The organism is Lacticaseibacillus boliensis, assembly GCF_054784775.1.
This window is the reverse complement of sequence record NZ_BAAIHN010000026.1, coordinates 1-14,186: the sequence shown is the minus strand read 5'-3', so window position 1 is coordinate 14,186 and position 14,186 is coordinate 1. Positions and strand designations below refer to the sequence as shown.

8 protein-coding genes are annotated in these 14,186 nt (G+C 56.2%); 7 read left to right on the top strand and 1 reads right to left on the bottom strand.

Annotated elements, in window-relative coordinates; all coding sequences use genetic code 11:
• Positions 1–146 precede the first annotated feature (146 nt).
• The 7 genes from ACYVRB_RS10480 (at position 147) to ACYVRB_RS10450 (ending at position 12,003) form a co-directional block, all read left to right on the top strand.
• Positions 147–1,145 carry a DUF916 domain-containing protein gene (locus tag ACYVRB_RS10480; RefSeq protein WP_461215268.1) on the top strand — a complete coding sequence of 333 codons (999 nt, stop codon included), beginning with the start codon at positions 147–149 and terminating at the stop codon, positions 1,143–1,145.
• Between the two features lie 157 nt (positions 1,146–1,302).
• Positions 1,303–6,348, top strand: a complete 5,046-nt coding sequence (locus ACYVRB_RS10475; RefSeq protein ID WP_461215266.1) for an NEAT domain-containing protein — start codon at positions 1,303–1,305, stop codon at positions 6,346–6,348.
• 3 nt (positions 6,349–6,351) lie between these two features.
• Complete coding sequence (locus ACYVRB_RS10470) at positions 6,352–7,122, top strand: NEAT domain-containing protein (protein ID WP_461215265.1); 771 nt, start codon at positions 6,352–6,354, stop codon at positions 7,120–7,122.
• Positions 7,123–7,135: 13 nt separating this feature from the next.
• Positions 7,136–8,011: a heme ABC transporter substrate-binding protein IsdE gene (gene isdE, locus ACYVRB_RS10465; protein WP_461215263.1), complete on the top strand. Its 876-nt coding sequence runs from the start codon at positions 7,136–7,138 to the stop codon at positions 8,009–8,011.
• Positions 8,012–8,026: 15 nt separating this feature from the next.
• The gene (locus tag ACYVRB_RS10460; protein ID WP_461215261.1) at positions 8,027–8,989 is read left to right on the top strand and encodes an iron ABC transporter permease; all 963 of its coding nucleotides are present in this window, start codon (positions 8,027–8,029) and stop codon (positions 8,987–8,989) included.
• Complete coding sequence (locus ACYVRB_RS10455; RefSeq protein WP_461215259.1) at positions 8,979–9,743, top strand: ABC transporter ATP-binding protein; 765 nt, start codon at positions 8,979–8,981, stop codon at positions 9,741–9,743. Before ACYVRB_RS10460 ends, ACYVRB_RS10455 begins: the two co-directional genes overlap by 11 nt.
• 934 nt (positions 9,744–10,677) lie before the next feature.
• Positions 10,678–12,003 carry an MFS transporter gene (locus ACYVRB_RS10450; protein ID WP_461215258.1) on the top strand — a complete coding sequence of 442 codons (1,326 nt, stop codon included), beginning with the start codon at positions 10,678–10,680 and terminating at the stop codon, positions 12,001–12,003.
• Between the two features lie 99 nt (positions 12,004–12,102).
• On the opposite strand, the gene ACYVRB_RS10445 is transcribed toward ACYVRB_RS10450, so the two are convergent.
• Positions 12,103–14,186 (bottom strand): mucin-binding protein (locus tag ACYVRB_RS10445; RefSeq protein WP_461215256.1); only part of this gene is annotated, 2,084 nt, incomplete at its 5' end.

Sequence of the window (14,186 nt, the reverse complement as noted above, 5' to 3'; positions counted from 1 at the left end):
TTATACCATACACATTTTGTCGTTGTCCATCATCCCCGATCATTCGCGCCTGCACACCACTTTATCGAACAATTTTTTACAATGATTGACCAGTGCCAGCGACAAATCCTGCTAAACTAAAAGTGAATCATTTGGGAGGGTGAGCTATGTTTAAACGGATTGTCGCGATCGCATTATTTTTGGGGCTGGGCGTCGGCGCCGGGCACACAGTGCATGCCGCCTCACCAAACTTCGGAGTCGCCGCGGTGTTGCCCAGCAACCAACTCGACCACAGCCTGCACTACTATGATCTGGTGGTGGCGCCCGGCAGCCAGCAAACGATCACGCTGGCGCTACAAAACACCGACACCGGCACCCAGCGCTTCAAGATCTCGACCAACCGCGCGACGACCAGCGCCACCGGCACAATCGACTACGGTCAACACGCGCCGGCCAAGCCCCAAGCGCTTGCCGTCGACATCGAGTCGCTGTTGCCCAAAGCCAAAACATACAGCTTGGCGCCGCACACCACCAAACAGATCCACCTCAAGCTGAAGGCGCCGGCGCAGGCTTGGCAAGGCGTCTTGCTCGGCGGCATCCGCGTTGAAAAGCTGAACGGCACCAGCGCAAACGCAAACGGCGCCGCGCTCACCGTCCACGCCGCCGAAACCATTCCGATCCAGTTACGCGCGACCAACGCCTTGCCAAAACTGACCCCGAAACTCACCTTCAGCGGCGTGGCGCTCACCTCAACTGGCAACGGCACCCAAGTCGGCGTCAAACTTACCAATCCCGTGCCCGCTATCCAATCTGGATTGAGCGTGCACGCCACCGTTTACCACGCCAACGCCACCAAGGCCGTGTTGAAAAAAGACGCCAACGATTTGAAGCTGGCGCCAAGCTCGGTGATGACCATGCCGCTCACCAATGACCCGACACAGCTGGCCGCAGGCAAGTACCGCGTTGAAGTCGCCGCGGACCAAGCCGGGCGGCAATGGCACTTTTTCAAAACCTTCACGATCAAATCTGCCGTCAGCAAAGACACCACGACCAAGGTCAAAAACGCCACCAAAAAGCCCCTACCACTGTGGGTCGGTGGCGCCTTGATCGCCGCTGTGGCAGTGCTCGGCTGGGTCGCCTGGCACCTCAAAAGCCGGCAAGAATAACCGGTCGTTTTTTCCTAATCCCGCTGTGACAATGATAGCGGGTTTTTGCGTAACAGTATCTCGCACAAGAAACTCGACAGTTTACCTACATGTCCAAAAATGACAGCGCTTGCTAGAATAGTGATTAGTCTAACAAAAACATTCGGAGGAAAATGCCATGATGGGGAAGAGGATCGTTCAATTAGGGGTCGCGTTAATGGTGGCGTTGGGGATCGCCGGTCCAAGCGTCGGCGGGACAGTGGCGGTAGTCGCGGCAACCACGAGTGCAACGGCAGATTTTGATGCTGCGCATCTCCAAGATGGCACCTACGAAATCCCGTACACCGTCAACAAAGCCGGCACTGACAAGCCGTCGCTGTCCAGTAGCTTTTTCACGGATCATGCGACGGTAGTGGTGAGCGATAACGCGCAAAAAACCACCGTCACTTTACACCTGCAAAAATATGCCGCGATGGTCAAAGCCTTCAAGATCGGGGATCAAGACGCTAAAATCACCAACGCCACGGCCAACACCGCCGACTTGACCTTCAACGTTGACAAAAGCTTCGCCAAGGCCACCGTCACGGCAACTATGAACGTGTTGAACATGACGCAAAAAGCCGACCTGGTCTTCGCCACGCCGCTGTTTAATGAAGCGTCTGCAACCAACACCTCTTCGACCCCAGACGAAACCACCCCGGCAACAGACGCCACGCCTGCCAAAACTAGCGAGGCGACCTCCGGCCAGCAACCTGCCAACACGGCCGACCCCAAGCCCGACACAACAACGGCTGCAAAAACCACCGACAATCCCGCTACCACCCCGACAACCGACGCCACAACCTACGAAGTCGCCTACAAAATCAACAAGACCGGCACCCAGACGCCATCTCTGTCCAATAGCTTCTTCACCGGCAGCGCCACGGTAGTCGTCCCGGCCGACACCAGTAAGGCAACGGTCACACTGCATCTGCAGAAATACGCCAACATGGTTAAGACTTTCAAGATTGGCGAGCAAGCCGCTAAAGTCACCAACGCCACGGCCAACACCGCGGATCTGACCTTTACGCTCAATAAAGATTTCGCCGACGCCACTGTTTCCGCGTCGATGTCTGTACTGAACATGAATCAAAAGACCGACATCGTTTTCGCCAAGGCCTTGTATCCGGTACAGGCCCAAAAGACGTCGCAACCAGAAAAGACTGACGCCAGCACGACGGCGCCAACGGATGCGGAGACTCCGGACTCAACCACTACACCAGCGGATACCGATGACGACACCACAACGCTGCCAACCACCGATACCACACCAGTAAACACCGACAAGACGCCGGCGAAACCAGCAAACACGAGTGACGCCACGACCTACGAAGTTGCCTACAAAGTCAACAAGGCCGGCACCCAAACGCCTTCCCTATCCAACGGCTTCTTCACGGGCAGCGCCACCGTGGTCGTGCCTGATGACGCCACCCAGGCAACGGTAACGCTACACCTGCAAAAGTTTGCCAACATGATCAAAGCCTTCTCAGTTGGCGACCAACCCGCCAAAATTTCGAATGCCACGGCTAGCACCGCAGATCTGACGTTTACGATCGACAAGGCTTTCGCTGACGCCACCGTTTCGGCTTCGATGTCGGTGCTGAACATGAACCAAAAGGCCGACATCGTTTTCGCCCAAGCGTTATATCCGTTACAAGGCCAGGAAGCCTCGCAACCAGAAAACACCAACGACAACCCAGACACGTCTGCGCCAACGGACACGCCAGACCAAACGACAACACCAGTCGATACTAATACCAGCACTACGACAACGGATAACCCAGACAAAAACACAACACCGGTCGATACCAATACCAGCACGACACCCCCGACTGATACGCCGGTCACCACACCAACAGATACCACAACTGGCACCACAACTCCGGCCAACACCGGCAACACGCCAACCGATACAGACAACACCTCGACAAAGCCGGCAACCACAGGCGATGCCACCACCTACGAAGTCGCCTATAAGGTCAACAAGGCCGGTACCCAAACGCCTTCACTATCCAACAGCTTCTTCACCGGCAAGGCCACAGTGGTTGTGCCAGCGGATGCTACTCAGGCGACGGTAACGTTGCACATTCAAAAGTTCGCCAACATGATCAAGACCTTTTCGATCGGCGACCAACCCGCCAAAATTTCCAATGCCACGGCTAGTACCGCGGATCTGACGTTTACGATCGACAAGGCTTTCGCTGACGCCACCGTTTCTGCTTCGATGTCTGTGCTGAACATGAACCAAAAGGCCGACATTGTTTTCGCCCAAGCATTATATCCGGTTCAGGGCCAGGAAGCCGCACAGCCGGAAGGTACCGACAACAATCCAGATACGTCTGCGCCAACGGACACGCCAGACCAAACGACAACACCAGTCGATACCAATACCAGCACCACGACAACGGATAACCCAGACAACAACACGACACCCCCGACTGATACGCCGACCACCACACCAACAGATACCACAACTCCAGTCGATACCAATACCACGCCAAAGGATACAGACGACACCGCGACGAAACCGGCAACCACAAGCGACGCCACCACCTACGAAGTCGCCTACAAAGTCAACAAAGCCGGCACCCAGACGCCTTCCCTGTCCAACAGTTTCTTCACCGGCAGCGCCACGGTGGTCGTCCCGGCTGATGCGGCCAAAGCAACCGTTACGTTGCACCTGCAGAAATACGCCAGCGTGGTCAAGACCTTCACGATCGGCGACCAAGCGGCTAAAGTTTCTAACGCCACGGCTGACACCGCGGATCTGACCTTCACAATCAACAAAGACTTTGCCAACGCTTCTGTCACCGCGGCCATGTCTGTGCTGAACATGGATCAAAAAGCCGACATTGTTTTTGCCCAGGCGTTATATCCGGTTCAGGGCCAAGAAGCCTCGCAACCTGAAAACACCAGCGACAACCCAGACACGTCTGCACCAACGGATACGCCGGATAAAAACACCACGCCCGGTGATACCAATACTGGTGCGACAACCCCAACGGACACGCCAGACAAAAACACCACGACTGACGATACTAATACCACGCCAAAGGATACAGACGACACGCCGACGAAACCGGCAACCACAGGCGACGCCACCACCTACGAAGTCGCCTACAAAGTCAACAAAGCCGGCACCCAGACGCCATCGCTGTCCAACAGTTTCTTCACCGGCAGCGCCACGGTGGTCGTCCCGGCTGATGCGGCCAAAGCAACCGTCACGCTACACCTGCAGAAATATGCCAGCGTGGTCAAGACCTTCTCGATCGGCGACCAAGCCGCCAAAGTTTCCAACGCCACGGCTGACACCGCGGATCTGACGTTCACAATCAACAAAGATTTTGCCAAAGCTTCCGTTACCGCGGCCATGTCTGTGCTGAACATGGATCAAAAGGCCGACATTGTTTTTGCCCAAGCGCTGTATCCTGTACAAAAGAACGCGCAGCCAGCAACAACAGACACAGAGGCCACCAAGGACACCGACAAACCAGCCGGCACAGATGATTCAGGCAAAGCCACCACTTCAAAAAAGCCAACCACGACCGACGCGACGACCTACGACGTCGCCTACAAAGTCAATAAGGCCGGCACCCAAACCCCGTCGCTGGCCAACAGCTTCTTCACCGGCATGGCGACGGTGGTCGTGCCCGCCGATGCGGCCAAGGCAACAGTCACGTTGCACCTGCAACAGTTTGCCAACACCATCAAGTCCTTCAAGATCGGCAACCAAGACGCCAAGATCACTAACGCCACAGACACCACCGGCGATTTGACCTTCACCATCGACAAAACCTTCGCCAAGGCCACCGTCACCGCGTCGCTGTCTGTGCTCAACATGAACCAAAAAGCCGACATCGTTTTCGCCAAGGCGCTGTATCCTGTCGTCAAAACCGGCAAGCCGGTGACGGATACCACAAGCAAAACCAAGCCGGCGACCACCGATACCAAGACGCCAGCCACCAAACCAACCACCAAGCCTGCCGAGCACGCGGCAACGATCGCAGTTTACCAAGCCCTTGCCGGCAAGCTCAGCAAGCAACCTTCCGCCGCTTCGGCCTTCATCGCCAGCGCCGGCACCGCCGTTGCCACCAAAGACGGCAAGCATGTGCAGGTGACGATCCACACCACCGGGGCCGAATACATCGACGGCATGTGGCTGTTGAATCAACCCGCCAAGGTCGCCAACAAACACGGCAACGACGCGGATCTGATCTTCACGCTACCAGCAGACGCCTTGAAATACGCGCTCCCGGCGACGTTCAATCTGACCATCCCCGGCGGCACCCAGATGACGCAATCTGCGTTTGTCTTAATCAACTTGGCGATTGCCAATGCCCGCCCGTATCCGGGGCAATCCGTAGCGACCGGCTCCGGTAGCGCCACGACCAACAACGCTGCAACCACGACCGTTGCCGGTACTCGCCACATTTTCAATGCTGATGCCGCAGTCCAATACGTTCCGTATAGCGTCTTGAACCAGACTCAAAGTGCGCCGTCGACGGCCAACAACTACTTCACCCACACGGCCAAAGTCGTCAAGGTCGAAAGCGGCTACGACGTCTACCTGACTGTCAAAGAAACTGCCGGCCTGGTCACCTTCACGCCGCTGAGCGTCAACGGCGGTGGCATCTTGCACAACACCCACACCACGGCCAACGGTTTCGACATCTGGACGTATGCCTTCCATATTGACCAGGCGGCCGCGCTCAACCGACCGATCCCGGCCACTATCGAGATGAGCGTCCCGATCGCCGGCATCCACAACGCGACGTTTGCCATCTGGCTGGCGTTCAACCAAACCATCGCTGGCGGCGTCAACTATGAACAAGCGCTCACCGGCGGCACCACCACCGGCCTGGCGCCGATCACCATCGCCACGGCCGCAACCACGACGGCCGCACTGGCGCCGGCAACCTTAGCGGCACCGACAACGATTGCCGCTCGCACCAAGGCGAAAGCTTCAGCCGCCACGAAAAAAACGGCCACGCCTAAAGCCAAAGACGCCCAGTTGCCAGCCACAGCCGGACAAGCCACCAACGGCCAAGCGCTGGCGGAAAAGGCCTTGCCTAAGGTGCAGTCTTATCCGTTTTTGGCCGAGATCGCCGCGTTTGTTGCGATCGGCCTGGCGATCATCGGCTTCGCCTTGTACAAGCGTCACGACAACCCTGAGAAGAAGGCCTAAGTCATGTCAAAAAAAATTGTCGCGTTTTTATTCCTGCCGCTACTGGCATTAGTCATCTTGTTTGCGCCGCAAGTCGTGCACGCAGACGCGATCAACTACCAGGCGTTAAAATACGGCACCAACAGCGAATCCATGGCGTCGGGGTACTACGTCAAACCCGCCAACGTCGTCGCAAATGGCGACCAGTACTTGGTTACGATGACGATCCACACCGGTACCAGCCTCGGCAAGTGGCCGGTGACCGTGCTGAGCATCAACGGCACCGGTCCGGCCAACGTCACCAAGACCCAAAGCGCCAGCGGCTATGATTACAGCTACGCGTTTGCAACCCGCGATCTCACGCAGACGATCAACAGCTCGATCTCGATCGACGTGCCTGATGTCTACGTCGCCAAGCACAACATCAGCTTCAAGTTCGACACCAGCCACCTGCCTGCCTTAGCCAGCGCGGCAACTGCCACCAGCGCAACGAACGCGATCAACAGCACCAGCTCGTCGCAGGCGATTCCTAGCAACAAAACCAGCACGGCTAGCAGCTCGACCAGCAGCGCCAAAGCAGCCAGTTCGGCTTCAACGTCAAGCAAGGCGGCCGCTTCGAGTCGCGTGAAAAAAGCCGCGACCACCAAGGCGGACACCGCGACCAAGAAACAAGCCAAGCTGATCGAATCGCTTAACCGCAAGAACAAGCAGACCCAACAGGCGATCGTGATCGGTGGCGTCGCCGGCGTGTTGATCCTGGGTGTTGCCGCGTACTTCTTCGTTAAGCGTAAGTAAAGGGAGTGGGTTTTTGAATCGCACACGTCAAATCACGATCGGCCTCTTGGTCGCCTTGTTGGTGATCGTCGCCGGCCTCGTCGGCTTCACCCAATTCAACCACCACAAACCCGCCGCCAAGCCGCGCATCGTGGCGACCACCGACGCTTTGGTCGCCATCGCAGACAAGCTCGACTTGCCGCTGGTCGGGGTCCCGACCACCAAAAACCAGCTGCCCAAGCGCTACGCCGACGTCGCCAAGATCGGCAGTCCGATGGCGCCAAGCGTGGAGAAGATCGCCGCGCTCAAGCCAACGGATGTTTATGCCGTCAGCGTTTTGAAAGACCAATACAGCGATGCCTTCAAGCAACAGAAGTTCACGCCTGAGTTTCTCAAGTTAGACACCATCGCCGATCTCAAGCACACGTTGAAAAGCTTGGGCACCAAGTTCGACCGCCAACCCCAAGCCACCAAGCAGATTGGCGCCATCAACGCCGCCGAAGCCGAAGCCGCCAAGCGCGCGCACGGGACCAAGCCGCGCGTGTTGATCTTGATGGGAATGCCGGGTGCCGGCTACATGATCGCGACCGACCATGCCTATGTCGGCGACTTGGTCAAAAAAGCCGGCGGGCAAAACGTCTACGCCAACGAAAAGTCGGAATACCTGTCGCCTAACAACGAATCGCTGGCCACCAAACACCCCGACGTGATCTTGCGGCTCGAACACGCGATGCCGGAGATCGTTAAGCCGCAGTTTGAGCAAGAATTCAAGACCAACCCGCTGTGGGCGCAGACTCCTGCCGTTAAAACCGGGCGCGTCTACGACCTGCAACAGCCGGTGTTTAACGCCACCGCCACCATCCAAGCCGCAACGGCGCTCAAACAAGTCAGCCGCTGGCTTTATCCGTAAATTGGAAGTGTCGCTATGAAACGAAGATCGCACATCGCTTATCTGCTCGTCTTGCTTGCGCTGGTCGCCTTGATCTTGTGGGCGCTGACCACCGGTGCAAGCAACCAAAGCGTCGCCGACACCTGGCAGACGCTGGTTGCGCACCACCAGACCACCTATTATCACACCTTGATGACGATCCGCCTGCCGCGTATCGTCGCCGCCTTGGTTGCCGGTGCCGCCTTGGCCGTCGCCGGGGCGTTCTTCCAGGCGACGCTGCGCAACGCGATTGCAGACCCCAGCATCTTAGGCGTCGCTGCCGGCGCCGACTTGTTTGTCATGCTCGCCGGTCTGCTCCTGCCGAGTCTGGCCTTGCGTAATTTTATCGGGGCGCTTCTCGGCGGGCTCGTCAGCCTGGCACTGCTGGTGCACTTCGATCACCGCGCCAATCCCTACAAGCTGATCTTGATCGGGGTGGCGTTGAACACGATGTTTGTCGGGATCAAGACCCTGTTCGTGCAACCGGGCACCGTCGCGACGAGCCAAAGCCTTGCGACGATCACCTGGCACAACGCGCTGGGGATGATCGGCCTGGGCGTCATCGGGTTGATCGTCGCGCTGTTGCTGGCACCGTGGGCAAACTATCTGAAAATCGGCGACGCCCAGCTGGCCACGATTGGCCTGCCGGTGCGGCGGATCCGCGTCATTTTGCTGGTGCTAGCCGCCTTGTTGACCAGCACCACGACCGCGGCCATCGGGATCATCCCTTTCATCGGGATCATCGTCCCGCACCTCAGCCGCTGGTGTGTCGGCCACGATTACCGCGAAGTCGTGCCGTTTGCTACCTTGCTTGGCGCGGCGGTGTTGCTGGCTGTCGACACGCTTGGACGCACACTAGTCATGCCTAACGAGATTGCTGCGGCGACGATCCTGGCCGTCATCGGCGGCCCGGCGTTGATCGTGATCTTGGCCAAGAAGGGGATCTACAATGGAGATTAACCACCTCACCTATACTTACCGCGGCCAAAATCAGCCGCAACTCGACGACGTCAGCTTCACCTTGACGCCTGGCAAGATCACCAGCCTGATCGGCCCCAACGGCTCCGGCAAATCCACGCTGTTCAACCTATTGACGCGCCAAACCACCCCGACTACCGGCACCATCACCTTAGATGGCAAACCAATCACGACGTTTTCCCCTCGCGCCTATGCCCAACGCGTCGCCGCCGTGCAACAGCACAACCCGCTGTACGATGACATCACCGTCAAAGACCTGATTGCCTTTGGCCAAAGCGCCTATCATTCCAGCCTCAGCGACCACGTCGACGACGCAGCGTTGACCGAGATCATGACCTTCTTGCAGCTGACGGATCTGCAACACCGCTCGATGCTGGCGCTTTCCGGCGGCCAGCAACAACGCGTGTGGCTGGCGCTGGCCTTGGCGCAACAGCCCGACTACCTCTTGTTAGACGAGCCCACAACGTATCTGGATCTACATTTCCAGTTCCGCTTCTTGGCGCTGTTGCAACAACTCAACGAGCGCTTTGGCCTCACCATCTTGATCATCTTGCACGACCTCAACCAGGCCCTCACCTTCAGCGACCGCACCCTGTTGCTCGCCAACGGCCGCCTGGTCGCAGACGACGTGCCGCAAAAGGTCATCACGCCAGCCAACCTGCAACGGTATTTTGATATCAGATCTGAGCTGGTCGCCACCAGCAGCGGGCAGCAGATCGTGCAGTTGCCGGAATAAGGAATCGTTATTTTTACACTTGGCAATTTAAGCATGACTTGAGATGCTGATTGTGAGGGCATTGGCTGCCAGCTTTGTTCTCACACGCCGCGTATGAGCGGTGGCTAACTTAACAATCCAAAGAAAAATCGCGTAGCCGTTGGAAAAGCTTAGCGCGATTTTTTCTTATGTCTTTTTTCGCTTTGTTCGATGTTCACCAAACACCGCGCGCCAAATCGCTCCTACTGCGAACAGTAGTCCAGTTGTGGCGTTGAACAAATTAGTGACTTGATCCAAGTCACCTAAGTGCATTCCCAACCGATGGCACACGGCTGCGAGGGTACTGCCAATAAATAGGCAAATTTCGCAAACAGACATGATAAGGATCCTTTCGTCCGATTGTTGTATGCATAAGCATCAACTCCCTTCGAGCAGAGCGTCACCAGGCACGCTTTTTTGGGAGGCCAAATTAATAGGCAGTGACGGTGTGCCTGTTGGCGCGTTTATGAAGAGCCACCGCGTCTTAAACCTTTACGTGATTTCGTTATTCTAACATGCTGAAATCACCTGTTACAGATGATTTATTGCTATTAATATAGTTATTAAATAGAGTGATTCTGTCACTTCTGCTTCACATCAAAATACAAAATCAGTCATAGTCGATGCATGACCGCACCGCCTTTATTGATGGCCAAATTTCGTTCATGTTTTCACAGATTGCCACGAATCTGTTCCGTTCACCTGCGCATCTGTTATTGTTCCCAATCGATGTAAGCGGTTTAATGTAATCGTATACAAAATGAACTTGTCAGCAAGGGCGCATTGACTGGCAAGCAATGCTCATTGATACACAACTGGCGTTATTCTTCTGCTATGTTTGTGTGTTCGGGCTGTAATCATATTTTGTTGGGTTAATTACCGGCAAAATGTAAACGCTATTATTGGAGGGACACACATGGAAAATCAACAAGTCGCAAAAATGTCTCGTGGCCAAATGGTGCTGGTCGTGATCGCCGGCATCGCGTCTTACCTCGACGCCGCCATCTTAGTCAGTTGCGGGGTCGCGCTGCCACTGTGGACGAAGTTCTTCAACTTCTCCCCACTGGTTTCCGGCTCGATCAACACCGTTTTGACGCTGTCTGTCGCTGTCGGCGCGATGTCCGGCGGGGTCTTGTCTGACAAGCTCGGCCGGGTGGTCGTCTTCAACATCGATATCTTGTTTGTCGCGATCGGCACCGCGCTGATTGCCTTCACGCAAAACGTCGCGGCGCTGTTCATCGGCCTTGTGATCGCCGGCATCGCTAGCGGCGCTGACCTGCCGACAAGCCTGGCCGTCATCTCCGAGCGGATGGACAAGGCCAACTACGGCAAAGCGATCAGCTCCACGCAACTGTATTGGACCGTCGGGATCATTTTGTCCCAGCTGATCGGCTACCTCACCGCCAGCATGGCCGGCATCGACTCCGTGCGCTTCTTGTTCGGGGTGATTGCGCTGGTCGCCTTGCTCAACTGGTACGTCCGCAACTTCTCCAAGAAGTTCCGCCACATCGAAGTCACCGAAGCCGAAGCCGTGCAAGAGGCTGAAGGCACGGAAAAAATCGCCGAGACCAAGCCGAAGTTTTCACAAGTATTCAAGGATAAAAAAGTCCTGGTCCCACTCCTGTTGTTGACTGGCTTCTACTTATTCTGGAACATTCCCGCCAACTCCTTTGGGATGTTTTTGAACTACTTCTTAGTCATCGTCGACAAGCAAGCCGCCGCTACCGCCACGATGGTCGCCATGATCGGCAACATCTTGGGCTTCATCGCCAACTTGATCTTCATGAAGGTCTCTGACACCAAGTACCGCTACCCGATCATGTTCACCGGCCTCGGCCTGGGCGCGATCGCGATGCTCATCGCCGGGTTGTCTGCGACTTACTGGTTCGTCTTCTCGATCTGCTACATCGTCTACATGTTCAGCTACATCTGGATCGGCGAACCAATCTACAAGATCTGGGCGCAATCCTTCTACCCAGTCAACATGCGTGCCAGCATGACCGGCTTCTCGCTGGGCGTGGTCCGCGCGTTCACCGCGGTGTTCGCCTTGATCACCCCGACCTTGATGGCAATCTCCCCAGCCTTGTTCCTGCGCGTTTTGCTCGGCTGTGTCATCGTCTATGGCGCCTTCTCCATGATTATCGTCAAGATGATCGGCCGCTACCACCTGCACGACGTCGCCTTGGAAAAGTTGCACGAAGCTAAGGCCGAAAAACAAGCCGTCGCGCACGAGAAAATCTAATCACCTTGCCCCTGCAGATGCAGGGGTATTTTTTTATCACGTCACGCAAAAAAGCCGGTCACATCATTGATGTGAACCGACTTTTTTTGATGCATCTTGTTAATCACGCTTACGGCGTGGCTTTACCAAACCGAACAGCCCACCGATCAGCATCAGTCCCAACACCGCTAACTTGTTGTTATTCTCGTCACCGGTGTTTGGTAACTTGCGTGAAGTCTCAGTACTTTGTTGCGTCGAGGTTGGTGCGGACGTTGCCGAAGTTGCTGGCAAGCCAACCCGCTTGGAAACCTGAACGTTAGTATGATCATCTCCTGTTGCGTTTGCGCTGCCATTTGGCGTTTGTTCAGCGTCCCCTGACGTTGCTGGTAAGTCAACCCGATTGGGAACTTTAACGTCGGTGGTATCATCTCCCGTTGGGTTTACACCCGGGTTCGTGTTACCGCCTGGATTCGTGTTGCCGCCTGGGTTCGTCTCGCCACCTGGGTTCGTTTCGCCGCCTGGGTTCGTGTTACCGCCTGGGTTCGTTTCGCCACCTGGGTTCGTGTTGCCGCCTGGGTTCGTCTCGCCACCTGGGTTCGTTTCGCCGCCTGGGTTCGTGTTACCGCCTGGGTTCGTTTCGCCACCTGGGTTCGTTTCGCCACCTGGGTTCGTGTTGCCGCCTGGGTTCGTCTCGCTACCCGGGTTCGTGTTGCCGCCTGGATTGGTCTCGCCGCCTGGGTTGGTCTCACCGCCCGGATTCGTTTCGCCACCTGGGTTCGTCTCGCCGCCTGGATTCGTGTCGCCGCCTGGGTTGGTGTCACCACCTGGGTTGGTGACACCACCTGGGTTGGTGTCACCGCCTGGGTTGGTGTCACCACCTGGATTCGTGTCACCACCTGGATTCGTGTCACCACCTGGGTTGGTCGAACCGCCATCATTCGACTTCGTCAACACGATGTCGAAGCGCTGAGTAGCCGTGCTATCGTGATCGAAGTGGGCACCTTGTGCATCGTTGCTTACAACGTAATAGCCATTCGCAATTAATGCCGCTAGTGTCGCCTGATAACTCGAATCTGGAATCAAAGTCCCTGATGCACCGTCTACAGTCACAACATCGTATATGCCTTGACCTTGAACGACAAAAATAATTTCAGCCGTTTGTTGATCAGCGGTATAGGTCACCGTCACAGCAGTATTCTTCAGGTCGGCCGGGTTGGTCGCCGTCAGAATGCCAACCTTCGCCACACTGGCTTGATCTGGTGTGTATCCAGCTACGGCTGGCGCCTGCACGGTAGCATAGCCATTTTGGGCTGTCGCAACGAACTGACCGGTAACAACATCGGTGCTGGTCAGCCAGGTCATCTTTTGAACGACCGGTGCTGGCGTTTCGGTTCCCGCACCAACATAAGTGATTGTCCGCGTGGTTGTCGCAGTGCCGTGATCGATCACGTGCTTCAGATGAATCGTGACATCGCCAGTATTGGCCGTGAACGTGACTGTGCCGTTAGCCGCCTGACCTTTTGCTAGTTCATAGCCAGTCGGTACCTTTACCGTCCAATCAGCGGTGGTACCAGTCTTCCCCGTTAATGGTTCAGCGGTTTCGACTTGAACGCCGTTGTTATCGTCGTCGACATACTTCAACTCAGCGGTTTGATCATCGGCAGTATAGGTGACTGTCACATCTTCCGCGTTCTGTGGCGCTGCAGACGTTGCTGGTAAGCCGACTTGATCCACAGTCAACTTGTCAGCTGTGTAGCCCTCAAGTTCCGGACTAGTTACTTCAGTAAATCCACCTTGTGGTGTGTAAACCGTTTCGCCAGTGACTGTGTCGGTCGTCGTCTTATATTTGACCGTTTGCGTGATATCGTCCGCAGCCTTCGTGCCATCGGCGTAGACATAGTGGATCGTCCGTGTTGTTGTCGCTGTTCCGTACGTGATCGGATGTGCCGTATACGTTACCGTCACATCCTCGGCGTTCACTGGCGTACCAGTCCCGACCTTAGCGCCCACTTGGGCGACCTTGGCTTGGTCTGGCGTGTACCCTGTGATTTCCGGACTCGTCACTTCATTGTAGGCGAGTTGCGGCGTGTAGACTGTTTCGCCAGTCTTACTGTCGGTCGTCGTCTTGTACGGAACCGTCTGCACGACATCTTCTGCGGCTTTCGTGCCATCGGCATAGACATAGTGGATCGTCCGCGTCGTTG

Excerpts from the sequence above, each read along its gene's own strand:
- ACYVRB_RS10450 (WP_461215258.1), top strand. The coding sequence starts at position 10,678 with ATGGAAAATCAACAAGTCGCAAAAATGTCTCGTGGCCAAATGGTGCTG.
- ACYVRB_RS10455 (WP_461215259.1), top strand. The coding sequence starts at position 8,979 with ATGGAGATTAACCACCTCACCTATACTTACCGCGGCCAAAATCAGCCG.
- ACYVRB_RS10475 (WP_461215266.1), top strand. The coding sequence starts at position 1,303 with ATGATGGGGAAGAGGATCGTTCAATTAGGGGTCGCGTTAATGGTGGCG.
- ACYVRB_RS10480 (WP_461215268.1), top strand. The coding sequence starts at position 147 with ATGTTTAAACGGATTGTCGCGATCGCATTATTTTTGGGGCTGGGCGTC.
- ACYVRB_RS10470 (WP_461215265.1), top strand. The coding sequence starts at position 6,352 with ATGTCAAAAAAAATTGTCGCGTTTTTATTCCTGCCGCTACTGGCATTA.
- ACYVRB_RS10460 (WP_461215261.1), top strand. The coding sequence starts at position 8,027 with ATGAAACGAAGATCGCACATCGCTTATCTGCTCGTCTTGCTTGCGCTG.